This is a genomic window from Pseudomonas sp. PD9R (assembly GCF_019200975.1).
GTDB lineage: Bacteria > Pseudomonadota > Gammaproteobacteria > Pseudomonadales > Pseudomonadaceae > Aquipseudomonas.
On the sequence record NZ_JAHTMR010000003.1, the window covers coordinates 366,603 to 383,054 of the forward strand.

At 53.7% G+C, this 16,452-nt stretch carries 13 protein-coding genes; 5 read left to right on the top strand and 8 right to left on the bottom strand.

Features of this window, described 5'->3' with window-relative positions; genetic code table 11:
• Positions 1–48: 48 nt before the first annotated feature.
• The gene (locus KUF73_RS09210) at positions 49–1,182 is read left to right on the top strand and encodes an aminotransferase class V-fold PLP-dependent enzyme (RefSeq protein ID WP_218437723.1); all 1,134 of its coding nucleotides are present in this window, start codon (positions 49–51) and stop codon (positions 1,180–1,182) included.
• A gap of 295 nt (positions 1,183–1,477) precedes the next feature.
• Positions 1,478–2,578 (top strand): acyltransferase, encoded by a 1,101-nt coding sequence (locus KUF73_RS09215; RefSeq protein WP_218437724.1) that lies wholly within the window; start codon positions 1,478–1,480, stop codon positions 2,576–2,578.
• A gap of 259 nt (positions 2,579–2,837) precedes the next feature.
• Here KUF73_RS09215 and KUF73_RS09220 read toward each other — a convergent pair whose 3' ends face one another.
• Complete coding sequence (locus KUF73_RS09220; protein WP_218437725.1) at positions 2,838–4,205, bottom strand: transposase; 1,368 nt, start codon at positions 4,203–4,205, stop codon at positions 2,838–2,840.
• Between the two features lie 505 nt (positions 4,206–4,710).
• Here KUF73_RS09220 and KUF73_RS09225 point away from each other — a divergent pair.
• Positions 4,711–6,207 (top strand): Fic family protein, encoded by a 1,497-nt coding sequence (locus tag KUF73_RS09225; protein ID WP_218437726.1) that lies wholly within the window; start codon positions 4,711–4,713, stop codon positions 6,205–6,207.
• A 1,565-nt stretch (positions 6,208–7,772) separates the two neighbouring features.
• Here KUF73_RS09225 and KUF73_RS09230 read toward each other — a convergent pair.
• On the bottom strand, positions 7,773–8,144 hold the full coding sequence (locus KUF73_RS09230; RefSeq protein WP_218437727.1) for a hypothetical protein: 372 nt from the start codon (positions 8,142–8,144) through the stop codon (positions 7,773–7,775).
• A 473-nt stretch (positions 8,145–8,617) separates the two neighbouring features.
• On the opposite strand from KUF73_RS09230, the gene KUF73_RS09235 reads away from it, so the two are divergent.
• A complete protein-coding gene (locus tag KUF73_RS09235) occupies positions 8,618–9,448 on the top strand; it encodes an alpha/beta fold hydrolase (RefSeq protein WP_218437728.1) in 831 nt (276 codons plus the stop codon).
• A 320-nt stretch (positions 9,449–9,768) separates the two neighbouring features.
• Here the strand turns inward: KUF73_RS09235 and KUF73_RS09240 are convergent, their stop codons facing one another.
• The 5 genes from KUF73_RS09240 to KUF73_RS09260 all read right to left on the bottom strand — a co-directional run bounded on the left by KUF73_RS09240 (position 9,769) and on the right by KUF73_RS09260 (position 14,577).
• Positions 9,769–10,365: a dTMP kinase gene (locus tag KUF73_RS09240; protein WP_218437729.1), complete on the bottom strand. Its 597-nt coding sequence runs from the start codon at positions 10,363–10,365 to the stop codon at positions 9,769–9,771.
• Between the two features lie 131 nt (positions 10,366–10,496).
• On the bottom strand, positions 10,497–11,693 hold the full coding sequence (locus KUF73_RS09245) for a patatin-like phospholipase family protein (RefSeq protein WP_218437730.1): 1,197 nt from the start codon (positions 11,691–11,693) through the stop codon (positions 10,497–10,499).
• Between the two features lie 522 nt (positions 11,694–12,215).
• Entirely contained in the window at positions 12,216–12,965 is a 750-nt protein-coding gene (locus KUF73_RS09250) for an SDR family NAD(P)-dependent oxidoreductase (protein WP_218437731.1), read from the bottom strand.
• Between the two features lie 48 nt (positions 12,966–13,013).
• On the bottom strand, positions 13,014–13,763 hold the full coding sequence (locus KUF73_RS09255; RefSeq protein ID WP_218437732.1) for an SDR family NAD(P)-dependent oxidoreductase: 750 nt from the start codon (positions 13,761–13,763) through the stop codon (positions 13,014–13,016).
• A 220-nt stretch (positions 13,764–13,983) separates the two neighbouring features.
• On the bottom strand, positions 13,984–14,577 hold the full coding sequence (locus KUF73_RS09260) for a TetR/AcrR family transcriptional regulator (RefSeq protein ID WP_218437733.1): 594 nt from the start codon (positions 14,575–14,577) through the stop codon (positions 13,984–13,986).
• Between the two features lie 130 nt (positions 14,578–14,707).
• Between KUF73_RS09260 and KUF73_RS09265 the strand changes: the two genes are divergently transcribed.
• Complete coding sequence (locus KUF73_RS09265; protein WP_218437734.1) at positions 14,708–15,685, top strand: zinc-dependent alcohol dehydrogenase family protein; 978 nt, start codon at positions 14,708–14,710, stop codon at positions 15,683–15,685.
• 54 nt (positions 15,686–15,739) lie between these two features.
• Here KUF73_RS09265 and KUF73_RS09270 read toward each other — a convergent pair whose 3' ends face one another.
• Entirely contained in the window at positions 15,740–16,405 is a 666-nt protein-coding gene (locus KUF73_RS09270) for a glutathione S-transferase family protein (protein WP_218437735.1), read from the bottom strand.
• Between the last annotated feature and the right edge of the window lie 47 nt (positions 16,406–16,452).

Below are 16,452 nucleotides of genomic sequence, written 5' to 3' on the forward strand. Positions count from 1 at the left end.
TTAGGGCAGGGTCGATACCACTGACATCTCTGCCAAAGGAGTTACCCCATGTCGAAGCTATATCCCAGTATCGATCCCGAGGGATTGGTCGAATACTCAGTGGTCTACACCGACCGCTCGCTCAACCACATGTCGCAGTCATTTCAAGGCGTGATGAAGAATATTTCCACGACCCTGAAACAGGTCTACAACGCCCAGGCTGTTGCGGTGGTTCCGGGCAGCGGTACATTTGGCATGGAGGCGGTGGCGCGACAGTTTGCCACCGACCAGCAATGCCTGGTGATACGCAACGGCTGGTTCAGTTATCGCTGGAGCCAGATCCTTGAGATGGGCAACATCCCGTCGGCCACTACGGTGTTGAAAGCCCGACCGGTCGAAGCGGGTCGCCAGGCGGCCTACGCTCCACCCCCTCTGGACGAAGTGCTGGCAGCCATTCAGGCGCAGAAGCCGCAGATTGTCTTCGCCCCCCACGTTGAAACCTCATCAGGGATTATCCTGCCCGACGAGTACCTGCGGGCCGTCGGCGACGCCGTGCACGCGGTGGGTGGCCTGTTCGTGCTGGACTGCATCGCCTCAGGCACGCTTTGGGTTGATATGCAGAAATGCTCAGTCGACCTGCTGATCAGCGCACCGCAGAAAGGCTGGAGCGCTTCCCCTTGCTGCGCCCTGGTGATGCTCAGCTCTTTGGCCCTCGAGCGCATCGAACAGACGCAGAGCAGCAGCTTCGCCTGCGACCTGAAAAAGTGGCTTCAGATCATGCAGGCCTACGAACAGGGCGGGCATGCCTACCATGCGACCATGCCCAGCGATTCCCTCGCGCGGTTTAACGAAGTGATGAAAGAGACGCAAGCCTACGGTTTCGAAAAGGTCCGCGACGAACAACAGGCGCTGGGCGACCTTGTGCGCGCAATGTTGACCGGCAAAGGCATCAAAAGCGTGGCCGCAGTCGGGTTTCAGGCCCCTGGCGTAGTGGTGAGCTACACCGATGACGCTGACATCAAGAACGGTAAGAAATTTGCCAGCCACGGCCTACAGATCGCCGCCGGAGTGCCATTGCAATGCGACGAGCCGGCCGACTTCCAGACCTTCCGCATCGGTCTGTTCGGACTCGAAAAGCTGCACAATATTGAGCGCACGGTCAGCACGCTCGAGCAGGCACTGGACGAGGTGATGGTTAACTAAGCGCTCAACTTGCCCGCAGCACATACCGGCCTCGTGAATTCCGGCACCCCGCCCTGGGCACTGCCGGCCCATGGCGCTGATCCTCGACGAGTATGACGCTGGTCGTCCGGACGTCATGTGCGCGTGTGACGGTGGGGCTGGTAATGCGCAAGTAACATGACTTTTTTTCATGTTCAGTAGTCGCGTTGATGCGCCGTCTACACTCAGGCCTATCGGACACATCTACCACAACTGGCAAAATTGCCAGAATGGTTATCGGGTCCTGCCATCGCGCATACATTCCGAGAGCCATTCAATGAAACTGAATCACGCTCTGCTCAGGGACAATAACAATGCGGATTTGCTGCGCCTCGTCGCTGCATGTGCGGTCATCTGGGGGCATGCTTACGCTCTTGTTCCCGGATCCGCGACGACAGAGCCTATCGGGCGTTTGCTTGGATTTGACTATTCAGGATCGCTGGCCGTTGAATTCTTCTTTTTCTTAAGCGGCATTCTTGTAACGAATAGCTGGATAAACAATAGTTCACCACTTGATTTTATACTGGCGCGGTTTTTTCGGGTGTTCCCAGCCATCTTCGTTAGCGCGGCCGTTTGCATCTTACTGCTCGGACCGATGCTCACCACACTGCCGCTGAATAGTTATTTTTCTGACAGTTCCATTTTCACAGAAATATTTCGGCACCCCTATGTCCAATATTCATTGCCGGGTGTGTTTGAACATACCAACTTCCCGCTGACCAATGGATCTATTTGGACGATCCGATATGAACTTATTATGTATGCCATGCTGCTGGCAGCAGGGCTCTGCGGGGTATTCCGTCACAGGCTCTTCGCGACGGTGGTTCTCATTGCAATACTTGTAACTTCAATGTTCTTTCCAGAAGAAATTAAACTGGTTGGTCTGATGAACATAGATATCGGTGGTCGCCTCCCAGCCTTTTTTGTCTTTGGTGCTCTCCTTGCGCTTTACAAGGACCAGGCAAGTATCAATATCCGTGTCGTTTTCGGTTTGATCCTCTTCGCCTGGATATTTCGGCATGGGTCGGCGTTCCAGTTAGTGTTTTATCCGGCATTTTTGATTACTGCGCTTTGGCTGATGACCACCGAGCCAATCAAGGCATTACGCCTTCCGGGCGACTTCTCGTATGGTATTTATGTCTTCGGATGGCCAATACAAAAGGTTATAGCCGCCGAATTCCCGAGTTTCAGCATTCATGAAAATCAGGCTGTGACGATCGCTGCTACCTTTGCGTTGGCCAGTATTTCCTGGTACCTAATTGAAAAACCCTGTATCCGGTTTGGGCGCCAGTTAAGTCAGTATTTTGCAGCGTATAGGAACAGCCACGAAACCAATTCAGAGGCGACGCTAGCGACTGGTCGTAGGCCCAGGGAATAATTGCTGGCATGTGAGTTGTAACTGCGCCAAGAGGAAGATAGTGTTTTCTACAGGGCGCATTCTCAGGGCGGAGTGCTTGAGCGGATGTCTGCTTCTGGCCGATTCTGTTGAAAAAGTCGAAATTTCAGACTGGAAGACATTAAGGTTGGCCGTCACTTCAGAATCTATTCACCAAGCTGGGTGGTTTTTGGGTTCTGCGTTGATCTTTGCAGCTTGGTCAGTGGGTTAATTTGAGGGTTTTTGCTGATTCCGGGCGTACCTATCCCGTGGCCGGCGGCCCTTGTGAGGTCAGTTTTGCCAGTCTTCTTAAATTCTGTACCGCAGCGGCCAAGGTAAATTCGTCGTTTGCACCGGTCATTCCTCGTAGCCTTAATCGATCCAGCTTCAGGATTCGTTTGAGGTGAGCGAACAACATTTCGACCTTTTTGCGCTCATGGCGAGAGCACTCGTATTGCGGTGTTGCGGCAATTCGCCGAGCAACATTGCGTGCCGCCTCATGGACGCTACGGGCGATTTTTCGGAACGAGGTGTTTGGACAGAAGCGCTCTCTCATCGAGCATTTAGAGCAGTCTGTTTGCCGGGATCGAAAGATGATGGTGTCGGCTTTCGTGATATGTGAGCGCTGGTTCTTGAAGGCCCGCCACTCGCTACGCAGGGCGTGCCCCGTGGGGCAACGATATTCCTGCACTTCTTCATCCCATTGAAAATCACTGATCGAGAGGCTCTCGTTCTTACGCTCGGTTTTGTCCCAAACCGGCACATGCGGCTCGATGTCTTTTTCGTCGACCATCCAGGCCAACATCGGTGCGGTTCCATAAGCGGTATCGCCGATGAGTCGATCCGGCTTGATTTCGAAGTGCTCTTCGACCCGCTCAATCATGGTCTTGGTGCTCTCGACCTCGGCGGTTCGATGAGCTGGCGTCGGTTCCACATCCATGATCACGCCATGCTCGACATCAATCAGGTAGTTCGTCGAGTAAGCGAAGAACGCCGGGCCTCCTGGCGCTGCGGTCCAACGAGAAAGCGGATCAGTCAGCGACAGGCGCTTGGGCAGTGCTTCGGCCAAAGCTTCTTCATCCAGCGCTTCAAGGTACTCACGGACGGCGCGAGTACTAAGCGACGGATCGCTCCAATTGATCTCTTCATTTCCGGGTACGCCACGTTGCCGACTGGCGTCCGCCTTGATGATGCTGGCGTCCACAGCAAAACCTTCGCCCTTGACCAGACCTGCGTCCATGCAGCGACGCAGCACTTCGTTGAACAGCCAGCGAAACAAGCTGTCGCGAAAACGACCGTGCCGATTCTTGGAAAACGTAGAGTGATTGGGGACTTCGTCTTCGAGGCTCAACCGACAGAACCAGCGATATGCCAGGTTCAAATGAGCCTCTTCGCACAACCTGCGTTGGGAGCGAATGCCGTAGCAGTAGCCCACGATCAGCAGGCGAATCATCAGTTCAGGATCAATCGAAGGACGCCCGATTGGGCTATAAAAGTCGGCGAGATAATGGCGTAGATCGCTTAGATCGAGGCATCGATCAATGTTGCGCAGGAGGTGATTGGCTGGGATGTGATCTTCAATGTTGAACGAGTAAAACAGTCTCTCTTGCCCACTCGACAATTGTCCCATCTTACTGCGAATCTCCCCGCTGGCCGATGACCTGATTTTGCCGCAGTGATCCTACGGAATAAAGTCTGTCGGATTGTGCTCAGCAATTTCAGGGACTAGTCAGCGGGCTAATCAGAAATAAAGTCTGTCCTGGACATGCCAAGCTATTGGTTAAGAATAGTTTTCCAATGCTCCGACACTTATGTTGTGCACATCAACCTTGTGCAAGTTGCTCAGCCGAGCAGGCGAGAATTGGGCCTGAAAGGACGCGAAACAAAACACGACCCCGGCCCTCGTTTCGCTGATGAGCCTACCTTCAGGCTGCCACGCTGATAGCTCGGGGCCGAATACAGCCGACAGAACAACACACGATGACGACTGCACAGATTCCCGGCGTGCCGATAAGCAGAAAGCCCAAGATAGTGGTTACGCGGCCATTTTCGGTTAATATTTTCTGAGTGTTCGGCGCGTATTTTAAGAAAATCTTGGCTCGGTTAAAAAAATCTAGCCAACGACAGGGGAAAAAATGGGAAATCTAGTGGGTTACGCCCATTTGATCAATGCGATGGGGCTGAAGGCTATCGGGGTTAAGAAGCCTGCACTCGTTCAACCCGTCACCCGCATTGAGCGGATCAACGGCGCGCTTGCAGTGCCGCAGGCGGTTGCACCGGAGGCTGGGGATTTTCTCGCCCACATCATCTTTGCGCTCAAACATGAGGGCGTCAATCTCTCTATTTTGGCGCAGGCTCTGCCTCGCATTGAAGGTCAATTCCTTGTCGAGGCCATAACCCAATCTCCCAGCAGTGGCTATCTGCGCAAAGTCTGCTTCCTCTGGGAAGTCTACTCCGGCGCTTTACTGGACTACACGGACAAGCCTCGGGGCCCCGGCGTCCTCCTTTTTGATCCAGAGCGGTACATCACTGGCCCATCGGTGCGAAACAACCGCTGGCGCGTGGACTTCAATGGGCTGGGGACGCTCCAATATTGCGCGACGGTAGAGCGCACTCCTGAGGTCCAAGCCCTGCTTGAATACGACATTCTAGGGCGTTCGAAAGAGTTCATTGCTTCCTTGCCTAAGGAAATGATGGATCGCGCCATCAACTGGGCGTACCTCAGCGAGACAGATTCCTCATTTGCGATTGAAAAGGAAGCACCAAGCCAGCAGAAGTCAGAGCGTTTCGTTCAGTTGCTGCGCCAGGCACATGACCGCCAGGCGCTTACCGAAGAGTACTTGGTCTCTCTGCAAAACAATGCAATTTCCCAACCGCTTGAATGGGCGGTGGCCTTCCGGCATGAACAAAACCACCTGACCAACTCCTTTCGAGGAGCGGCTGGGGTCACCTATATTCCCCCACCTCCAGACCTTTGCCGGGATCTGATGTTCGAACTCATGGCCTTCGCAAACCGTGCACCGTTGGAGCTTGACCCGCTGGTGGCCGCCGGCATTGCCTCATTCGGGTTCGTTCTCTTGCATCCCTTCATGGATGGGAATGGCCGACTGTCGCGCTTCTTGATACACCAGGCATTGTGCTGCAGCGGTGCGCTGGAGAACGGTTTGTTACTCCCTGTCTCCGTGGCCATGAAGCGAGAGGAGCAACGCTACCTTGAAGCTCTGCAGAGCTTCTCGAAACCTGCCCGGCAATTCTGGGACGTTCGTTGGATCGATGCCGACAACATGTCGCTTAACTTCACCGGCGACCCAAGCCTCTATCGCTACTGGGATGCGACTGAATGTGTGGCCTTCACGCTGGAAATGGCCAAGCGGGCATTGGAAATTGAACTGAGGGAAGAAACCGAGTATCTGCAACGATACGACACGTTGCTCAAGGTGGTTAATGACAACTACGACGTGCGCGGCAGCCTCTTGAGCAAGCTGATAATGCAGTGCTTAGACCAGAATGGGGTCGTATCAAAGGGCCGGCGAAAGCAATACAACGGCTATATCCAAGAGGAGGTTTTCGACTTCCTAGAAGGTCACGCCCAGGCCCTTCTGGCAGAAGCCTACGCAGAGCCGGACGACTAATAGTCTAGCGACCGGGGCGGTTGAATGACCGGTGGCAGATCCCTTGGGTGAAGCCATGTCCATCTCAATACCGCCATCTCCACTAGCTATTAGGCGACCCAACCTTTCAAGCTCCTCAGCTTTGAAAAGGCCCAAAGCGTGCGGTCGCTCACCCACGTGACCATCACTGGAATACCTCAAGTCTGTAACAGGCGCTGATCAAAGCAATCAGCAGCCTGCGACAGACTCCATTTATTCCCGACAGACTTTATTTCATAGCTCAAGCAGGCCAGGCAGGATATCTACTTTTTCAACAGAATCGGCCGATTGTAGTCCTTCGCGATAGGCAGAATCGGCTGTGGATTGCAACAAACTCAACACCGCGTCATCGCGTCCCAGTGAGCGAGTGGTTACACATAAATTACACTGTTTCTGACTGTGGTTTTTGTATAGTTTATGGGTGGATACTCGCAGTGATTTTGAAAATACCACCACAATAACTGACCTTCAGCCTGTATAAGGGTTTTTCCGAAGATGGAGAAGTCACTAAATGAAATACTGATTGGCCCGTAATGGTTGATGATGTGTTCGAATTTCAGCTTGTTGGCTTCGGAGGTTGCATGTAATTTAGCGTGTGGATAGTATCTTTTGCTAAAATTGTGCTTGGTCTGGCCAATATATAAGATATTGCTCTCGCCCTTTAGGCGGCTGATATTTCTATCGCATCGCAATACATATACTATGTTTTTAGCTTTTTTGGCAGGCGTAGACCCATAGACACTTCGAAAGTTTTCCTCTGAAACTATGGTTATCTTGTCTGGTAGCGTAATAAACTCATCGATGGTTTTGTAGAAGTTGCTTTTGTCGAATACCATCAGCGCTCTCAATTGGTGTATAGCTATGATTATGCGACATTAATGTCGCATTCAAACGCGACGGGTTGCCGCAAAAAAATCATCGCCATCTTTAATAGGGTGTCCAACGTCCGGTTTTAGCCGTTTTTTTGCCTGTCGCGAAGGACGGCAACTGACCGAGGCTGTGTGAAAACGCACGAATCGTTTTGCAGTCTGCGTTGCTGCGTAAAATCTCCCGGCGTTTGGATGGTCAGCAGACCTGATATTTACCTAGGAACGCGATTTTCGTTCTGATGCTGACGGCCGAACGTGCTCTAAAACGTTTTCACACAACCTGGGCCCAAAGCGGACACCTCTGAAGACCCTGCCAAGAGGACTTCAATAAGGAGCACCAATCTTACAATGTGACTTCATGAAAAGTATGATCAAGGGGGCACTCGGGCCCCATCAATCACTCGTTACGACAAGCCGCACCTGAATTCATCACGTCTCTCATGAAGCTTTCCGGGGGAGCAACCATCGGGTCGTTTAGCTTTTTCATCTGATCCGGCGTGTATTTTTCCTCAAGTTTTTCGAAAGCGCATGAGCAAATCGATTTCGAAACACCGCTTTGAACACATCCGGCTAAAAATTGCCCTCTGGCTTCTTTGTTTGGGTCCGAACAACCAGCGAGAAACAAAACAGTGAAAAAGGTAAATAAAATTCTTGGATGCACTTTCTTTTTACTCCGCTTCACTTGAGGACTAGGGAACATCCCAAAGCTACGCCTATCCCCAAGCCAATCACCTGCGGACCACAAACCCAGAACACTTTGATCCAGATGAGATGAAAAAAGCCACCGGAGGTGTATACACTCGTAGGCTGAGCAAACCTACGTAGAGCATCACCGATAAGGGCGCCGCCTAATCCAAATATCGAACCTAAAATCACGGCAAAAAACTTAGCGAAAAAACCTGCTCTTAAAACATAAGCAGAGTTATTGAATGTACACATCAAAATGGCAAGAACTACTGCGGCAATTCCCCACCATAACACTGACTGGCTAACCGCAAATCCATTAACCTGACCCTCTCCGTTGGTCGACCCGCTTTCATTGCTTTCCATTAGCGTAGCTCCGTTTAATCGTTTTATTGGCGCCAGACTTCCGTGCGCTGGCGGATGATGCCATTGTGATATCGCGTTTGCATTATTTTTAGGAAAAATTTCTGCATTGCGTAGAAAACGTATGTAGGCGACTGCTCCTGGCCGATTGCGGCCTGTCGCGAAGGGAAGAAAACGACTGATTCCTGGCCTATCGTGTGTGTGGTCGAATGAAGGTTCGTAGAAAGAACAGGGCCGACAGTTGCCTGTCATTAATGGCGGGTTCGTAACTGGCAACCTCCATCTATCGTTTCAAAGTGTTGGTTCCTGCGCGTCTTCTACACTGACGAAGCCTGCTCGTAACCCGCGGATCACGACCGCGGGCCCGCTGGCTTTTGCACGTTTGTCGGTAACGCCTTCCAGCTTTTGCGAGTTGACGCAGGCGCTGATGAGCATCCTGCAACCCCACACAATTTCAAGTACGAGGGGAACCCGCCTTGAACGCAATTACGACCAAAGATGGCACCGAGATTTTCTACAAGGATTGGGGTCCGAAAGACGCGACGTCCATCGTGTTTCACCACGGCTGGCCATTGAGCGCAGACGACTGGGACAACCAGATGATGTTCTTTCTGCTCAAAGGTTATCGGGTTATCGCGCACGACCGCCGAGGGCACGGGCGCTCGACCCAGACGTGTGAAGGCAACGAAATGGACACTTATACCGCTGACGTCATTGAGCTGACCGATGCGCTCGACCTCAAGGATGCGATCCATGTCGGCCATTCGACCGGTGGTGGTGAAGTCGCACGCTACGCCGCGCGAGCCAAACCGGGGCGCGTTGCCAAGGCCGTGCTGATCAGCGCGGTCCCGCCCATCATGGTCAAATCGGAAAAGAATCCCGGCGGGTTACCCCTTGAAGTGTTCGACGGGTTCCGCTCGGCATTGGTCGCCAGCCGCGCGCAGTTTTACGTGGACGTGCCGGCAGGGCCGTTCTACGGTTTTAATCGGCCCGGGGCCAAGGTCTCGCAAGGCGTCATCGACAACTGGTGGCGTCAAGGCATGATGGGCGGTGCAAAAGCTCATTACGACTGCATCAAGGCGTTTTCCGAGACCGATTTCACCGAAGATTTGAAGGCGATTCAGGTGCCGACGCTGGTCATGCATGGCGAGGACGACCAGATCGTGCCGTTTGCAGACTCTGCGCCGCTTTCGGCCAAACTCTTGAAGCATCCCACGCTCAAGACGTACCCGGGCTTTCCTCATGGAATGCCGACAACCAACGCGGATCAGATAAATGCGGATTTGTTGGCGTTTATTCGCGGTTGAGCGCTGCGATGTGAAGACGGCTATTCTAGATAAAGGGACCGATTTATTTTCGAAGAAAATAGATCGGTCCCTTTTTTACACCCGCTCTCGTGGAGGCGTTGAGCGACTGGTTTTCGCCGAAAAGCTGCCTGTCAGCGGGCGCAGAAGACGACCCAAAGCAGACGGTCAGCACTCGATGTAAAAGGGGAGAGCACTTTGTCATGGCGTCGGATAACTACCCGGCAAGAGTATGTTGTGATTGCTGGTTGATGTCGTTGTAACCACAAAACCTACGCTGGTGCCCAAGAAACCAAGTCCGATTCAAACATCGCCCAGGGGCATCAAAGCGCTCTATAGATCTCGGAAACTACCTGCTTCGTTGCGTCTTCGATCGTTCCTTCATTACGGCATAAAACCCAGCCGTGATCTGCAACCGCTCGCTCGAACGCCTTGGTACAAGCGACCTGTTCTTCCAGCCTGTGGATCACAGTACTGCTCAGCCCACGCCGTCGTGCCGCTGCCCTTGCCCATGAAATATCGGGGGCGGTGACAACCCCGACATGCAGGTCTGGCACTCGCACGTTTCGATCAATGTTTAACTGTAGAATTTCTGCAAACGGGATAACCCGGCGAAACGCGGCATCAGACGGGTACCATCGATCAATCAGGATGATGCTGCCTGGTGGCTGTTTAGCCAGCACGTGCTGGGAAATCCACGCACGGCTATCAGCAAATCGCTCACAAACCCCCAACTCCAAATCCCGGGTGGGATTTCTGACGAACTTGTTAACGAGGGCCATTGTTTCACCCCTATAGGGATCGCTTTTTTTCTCGCAAAGTCGGATCACCTTTTTGTTGTCTGCCCTTAGTGCTTTCGTAACTGCCTCCAACAGTGTGGTTTTACCAGTGCCCTTGGGCCCATCTAGAGAAACAAACATTGAATTACCCCTGATTTCCTGCGCGCTGAACGACCGCATTTGGCCGACTGTGGACTGTCATGGAGGGCGGCTCGAGACCATAGGCTCAACCGATCGACGCGCCAGATTGCCTCAATCATACAGCGGCTTTTTCATGGTTTAGTGCTACCCGTGTGCGGCGATTTATGCCACGGATAACCCTTTGCGCTGAGTTGGAAGGCGTAATCGAACAGGCGCTTCATATATTCGCCATCGAATTTCCGATCATGGGCAAAGTCAAAGTCGGAGCCAATGTACGCAAGATTGAAGTCCGCTCCATCCTGCTGCGCCATACGATAGATTCGCTCCAGGTCGCTGATCCCCTGAGTTTGAATCAATGCACTGATGGCTCGGCCGCCGATGCTCAATGTACGGCGCTTCGTCCCGGACCACTGCGGCTCAAGTGATCCGTTTCGAATAACGTAGAAATGACGGTCGCGTCGTAACGGCGCTCCGGTCGATTTGCTCAAAGCCATTATGGTGCTGGGTGGGTAAAGAAACACTTGAGTGATTACGCCACCGTCCACATGCATTTCCTGAAACTGTTTGCCGTCCACCTCCACATCGATCATGACGGGTGAAACTGCGCCGGGAATACTCATTGAGGCGAGCATGATGTTTCTGAAGAGGTCGAGCGCTCCCGGTGCCTGGCTGGAGGCAATGGCCCCCATGTTCCAGGTGACTGGCCGCCCTGAATCAAGGTCAGTTGTGCCGATCAGCAGAATTCGCCCTTTGGCGTACTCCAGCGCGACAGCCGCAAGAATCTCCACCGTGATGTATTTTGCAATGAGCCGCGACAGTGGCTTGCTGTCCGCTATACCGTCGCTGGCGAAACGGGTTAGTACATTTCGCGAATGAAAAATGTCTTTTGGACCAATTTCATTGGAGACAAACCGGATTACGCCATCGTATTCAGACCCCAGGTAAGCGAACGGGGCGACCAAGGCACCTGCGCTGATGCCTGTGACGACCTTGAACAGGGGGCGGTTCCCATATCGGGTCCATCCAGTAATCAGTCCCGCTGCAAATGCACCTGCATCGCCACCGCCGGAAACTGCCAGCATATGTGCCAGCGGCAGGAAATCGTTCGGTATTCCAACCTCGGCAAGCCTTTGGCTCTCACGCTTGTTGGACTGAACTGCATCCTCAAAGAAAGGAGTCGGGTCGTGATCCAGTCTGTAGCGAGCGTTGGGAATGTCCGGAATGACGGCTTTATCCGTTAAGGATGGCGGTACTGCGTCTCGGCGTGGCAGACACGCTTGAAGAAACAGGTCCAGAGAGGCACCAGGTCTGAGTGGGAAGGATTTCAAATCGACTCCTCCGGCGGTGCCGGTCGGCAGTAAAGGCGTTCCTCGTGAACGAGAAATTCCTTGCCTGTAGTGCCCGAAATGACTGCGCAAGAATCGCCGGCGAGCCTAGCTATCGCCGAGAGTTTTGATCACGGCAGATAAATCTGACAGATGATGTCCTTGAGCGTAGTGACATACAGCTTGATGCGCACAGACCAAACGTCAGCTCGTGGACGATAGCGGCTTGTCTTGACGGACGGAAATCAACCCAAAGCCGCCGCTTATCGAGCGGAATGCTGTCCACTAAGGGCGGACGTTGCACCTGTGGCGAGGGAGCTTGCTCCCGCTGGACTGCGCAGCAGTCCTATTCTTTTCAGGGATAAGGGGCCACTTCGCGCCCCAGCGGGAGCAAGCTCCCTCGCCACAGGTTATTTACTGCTCGCCCTATCTCTTAAGTGAACAGCATTACGCTCATCGAGCGGCGCTTTCATTTCAGGTGAACACTTTTCGCCTCATGGGAAAAGCAGATTGGTTTGCAGAGTATTAGAGCTGGGCAAATCCCCCATCCACGAACATTTCTGAGCCCGTGATGAAACTGCTGTCGTCCGATAGCAGAAAAAGCGCTGCCTTGGCGATTTCTTCAGATCGGGCAAGTCGCCCCAGGGGAATGGTCGACGCCATCCGGTTCTTGATATGAGCGATCTGCTCGGCGGGTACTCCCGGCGAGTTGAACGCGGCTGTATCAGTGGGACCGGGACTGATCGCGTTGACACGAATGGCGCGAGACTTGAGATCATTTGCCCATGATCGTGCAAATGATCGAATCGCCGCCTTGGACGCACCGTAAATGCTTCTCGCCGGGTTTCCCTTTGACGCAGCAACGGACGCCATTAGCAGTATCGAAGCGCCATCCGACACCAGTGGCAAGGCGCCTTGAACTGTAAACAAGGTGCCGCGCACGTTCACATCAAAGATACGGTTGTATTGCTCGATCTCTATTGCACCCAGCGGCGCGCTGGCTTGCACAGCCGCATTGGCAAACACCATATCCAGACGACCTTTCTCTTCAGTTATCACGTTGAACAGCCGATTCAGGTCTCCAAGGTTACCGATGTCACCCTGGACACCCGTCACATTCCGGCCAATCAAACGCACCGCTTCATCCAAATTGTCTTGACGACGTCCAGTAATGAACACGTACGCGCCTTGTTCAACCAGCAAGCGTGCTGTCGCCAAACCAATCCCTGAAGTGGCACCGGTGACGAGTGCAATTTTTCCTTCGAGTTTTTTCATGCTGCATTCCCCAAAAATTTCAGCCGGGTCATCGGCGTGCGTCGGCGACTAGACGTTGTAGCCGCCGTCGGCATCGATGATGGTGCCGGTGATGTAAGACGCGGCAGGGCTGGCGAGAAAGAGGATCGGTGCGACGACTTCTTCCAGTCGACCGAATCTTGGGAAGCACAAGCGCTCGACCAAGGGCGCCAGAGCGTCCCGCAGATGCACGTTGAGGTCGGTTTTCATGAACCCGGCGTGCACGACATTGACGGTGATGTTGCGCTCGGCAAGGTCTCGGGCGACGCCTCGGGAATAGCCATCGATGGCTGCGCGCATCGCCGCCAGATCCGCGATACCTGACATGCCCGGGCGGTTGCCGAGGTTAGAGCCGATCATGACGATCCGGCCATGGTCGCTAAGCGCTTTGGATGCTGCCCGTACGGTGGCCATGAAGCCCGAAAGCGTAACGGCCCAGAAGCGCTCGAACGCTACGGCGTCGCGGGCAGGATCGTCGACTCTGCCGAACTGATCGATGGAGGCGTTGTTGATGAGGATATCGACACGGCCGAATTTGGCCATGACCCGATCAATGAGGGATTGCGCGGCGTGGGCGTCGGCCTGGTCCGCTTGAAATGCTTCGCCCCGCACGCCTTGAGCGGTTATGCACTCGATCACGTCGCGTGCCTGCGCTTCGGCAAACACGTAACTGATGGCAACGTCGGCACCTTGCTCGGCCAAGGCCTTAGCGGTCGCTGCGCCTAAACCGCGTGACCCGCCGGTTACCAGGGCGACTTTTCCGGTCAATATTTTTTGCATGCTGAATCCCGTAATGGCTGAAGACATTCGTTGATGAGTCTTGAGCCAAATTAACCGGGAGAGGCACGGGCGATAATTACCTATGCCGCGATAAAACCTATCGATAGGCGGAATAAATCAGCACGACGTGCATGCTGTCGGCCGAGATCAACCAGCATTTGCTCAGTGCTTTCAGCTGAACCGCTGTGTGCCATCTGACTAAGTCGGATCTACCCGAGGCTTAGGAGCATGGCGAGTTGGCGACCGTTTTCAGGTTTTCCCTGGTTGCCGCAATGATCTCATCTGCAAGTTGCGGATCTGTAGCTCTGGTCGCCCTGGCCATGGCGACGCTGCCAATCATGCTGCACATGAAAAATAGGGCGTTGCGACGAGCTGCTTCATCTACAGAGTCAGCGGCGAGCACTTCCTGGAGTAGGCCGACCATATTCTCGAAGCCGTGGGTAAAGGTGTCCTTGATGGCGTCGTCCTGACTTTTTATTTCACAGGTGTACGCGGCCATCGGACAGCCTTCAGCGATGGCCTCGACATGCGCGGACGAAACATAAGCATCGATCAGGGTTTCCAGATCATTGCCCGCAGAACCCAACATGGCTCGCCATGAGTCGTGACCTTTAGCTAGTGATTGCCGGCAAGCCGCTTCGACTAACAAGTTCTTGGATTTGAAATGTCCGTAAAAACCGCCTTGTGTAAGCCCGGCTTCCTCACTGATTTGCGCAACGCCAGTAGCGGCGAAGCCCTGTTTCTGGAACAGACTGGAAGCCGCAGCGACGAGCGCATCACGGTTGTAGGCGTTTTGCTCTTTTGACACCTTCATGTCATTACTCCTGAACTACACTCATCCATTTATTGTGATCGCTCTCAATGGGGGTGGCGTCTATTGAGGGTGATCACTATGATAGATGCCCGGCATGGACAATTAAACCCTACGTTGCAGGTACTCCAGCATGAAAGCCATTCAGATCAACGCATACGGCGACCCCCTTGAAGGTCTTGAATTGGTTGATGTTGCGGAGCCGCATCCGCCGGGGCCGGGCGAGGTATTGATTGGCGTCGAATTTGCGCCGGTCAACCACAATGATTTGCTGTTGTTCGGCGGCAATTTTCCGGTCCATCCACCATTACCAAGTCTCGTCGGCAATGAAGCCGTGGGCATCGTCTTAAGCGTCGGTACGGGCGTTGAAAACGTCCAGATCGGGGATCGCGTAACACCACCGCTTTACAGTTTCACCTGGCGAGAACGCATGGTCATTCCTGCAGCGGATCTCGTCGCGCTGCCTACTGACGTGGATATTCAGCAGCTCGCGATGCTGCGTATCAATCCGCCGACGGCAGCACTTTTACTGAGCGAATTTACAGAATTGAAACCGGGTGATTGGGTGGTGCAGAACTGCGCGAACTCGGGAGTGGGCAGAGCGGTGATCGCCATCGCGAAGGGACGGGGGTTTCGCACGGTCAACTTTGTGCGACGCCAGGAACAGGTCGCAGAAGTCGAGGCGGCGGGTGGCGACATTGTATTGGTCGACGAAAACAATGCGACCGAGGGCGTCCAGGCGTTGGTTGGCGACGGTGTTGTGCGATTGGCGCTGGACGGAATCAGCGGGGTGGCGACTGCCCGGTTGGTCAGCGCGTTATCGTCGGGTGGTTCGCTGGTTAATTACGCACAAATGAGCGGTGATATGTCCGCCCCTGGCGATTACCGGCCGCTGATGAGAAAGAGCATCACCCTGCACAATTTTTATCAGAACAAACCAGCGTTCCGGGTGAAAGTGCCGGAAATACTGCGTGAAGTGATTGGGCTGGTTTCTGCCGGAAAGCTCAAGGTGCCTGTGTCTGCGGTCTATCCGTTGGCGTCGTTCAAAGAAGCGATTATTCATACCCAAAAAGGCGGAAAGGTGCTGTTGGCAATCAACGGCGCGCAGTGAAGTTTGAACGAAGTATTGAAACGGGCGCTCATGTTTGAGCGCCCGGTCAACAGATCAGAAGGTGATGCCAAACGCGGAAAATGCGCTGTCCATACGGTGGTCGAGCAACTGCTTGGTTTCTTTCCAGGCGGGCACCTCATCCAGCAGGCGCTGTTGCCAGGCCATGATGTTGGGGAACTCAGCGTAGGGCAGTTTGGTTCTCGCCATTTGTGAGAAGGGCGCTGCGATATCGAAGTCAGCCAGCGTTACCTGGTTGCCAACGATGAATTTTTTGTCTTCAAGATGCTTGTCGAGCACGGCGGCGTTGGCACGGATGTTATTGAAGATGAACTCGACCATGGTCGGGTCCTCTTTCACGCCCATCACGCGTTTGCCAATGCGTTCATTGAACAGGTAGGACGAAAAAACGCGCCAGTGTTCGGCCGCCCAGAACATCCATTTGATTGTTTCGTAACGCGCGTCACCCTTCGGCAGGAGCGGTGAGTCGAACTTCTCGGCCAGGTAAAGATTGATAGCCGAGGCTTCCGAGATGACGGTATCGCCCTCCACCAGTACCGGCACACGACCCGCAGGATTAATTGTCAAAAACTCCGGGGCTTGGCTTTCGCCTTCCAAGAGATCCACCGGAATATGTTCGAACTCAATACCCATGTGTTTTGCTGCGGTCAAAACCCGGCGGAAACTGCCGGAACCGGTGTCTCCGTAAATGCTGATTGTCATACTGACTCCATGAAACGTGGTGTTGAGGAATGGCGCGGAGTCAGACT

Excerpts from the sequence above, each read along its gene's own strand:
- KUF73_RS09210 (WP_218437723.1), top strand. The coding sequence starts at position 49 with ATGTCGAAGCTATATCCCAGTATCGATCCCGAGGGATTGGTCGAATAC.
- KUF73_RS09215 (WP_218437724.1), top strand. The coding sequence starts at position 1,478 with ATGAAACTGAATCACGCTCTGCTCAGGGACAATAACAATGCGGATTTG.
- KUF73_RS09220 (WP_218437725.1), bottom strand. The coding sequence starts at position 4,205 with ATGGGACAATTGTCGAGTGGGCAAGAGAGACTGTTTTACTCGTTCAAC.
- KUF73_RS09225 (WP_218437726.1), top strand. The coding sequence starts at position 4,711 with ATGGGAAATCTAGTGGGTTACGCCCATTTGATCAATGCGATGGGGCTG.
- KUF73_RS09230 (WP_218437727.1), bottom strand. The coding sequence starts at position 8,144 with ATGGAAAGCAATGAAAGCGGGTCGACCAACGGAGAGGGTCAGGTTAAT.
- KUF73_RS09240 (WP_218437729.1), bottom strand. The coding sequence starts at position 10,365 with ATGTTTGTTTCTCTAGATGGGCCCAAGGGCACTGGTAAAACCACACTG.
- KUF73_RS09250 (WP_218437731.1), bottom strand. The coding sequence starts at position 12,965 with ATGAAAAAACTCGAAGGAAAAATTGCACTCGTCACCGGTGCCACTTCA.
- KUF73_RS09255 (WP_218437732.1), bottom strand. The coding sequence starts at position 13,763 with ATGCAAAAAATATTGACCGGAAAAGTCGCCCTGGTAACCGGCGGGTCA.
- KUF73_RS09260 (WP_218437733.1), bottom strand. The coding sequence starts at position 14,577 with ATGAAGGTGTCAAAAGAGCAAAACGCCTACAACCGTGATGCGCTCGTC.
- KUF73_RS09265 (WP_218437734.1), top strand. The coding sequence starts at position 14,708 with ATGAAAGCCATTCAGATCAACGCATACGGCGACCCCCTTGAAGGTCTT.
- KUF73_RS09270 (WP_218437735.1), bottom strand. The coding sequence starts at position 16,405 with ATGACAATCAGCATTTACGGAGACACCGGTTCCGGCAGTTTCCGCCGG.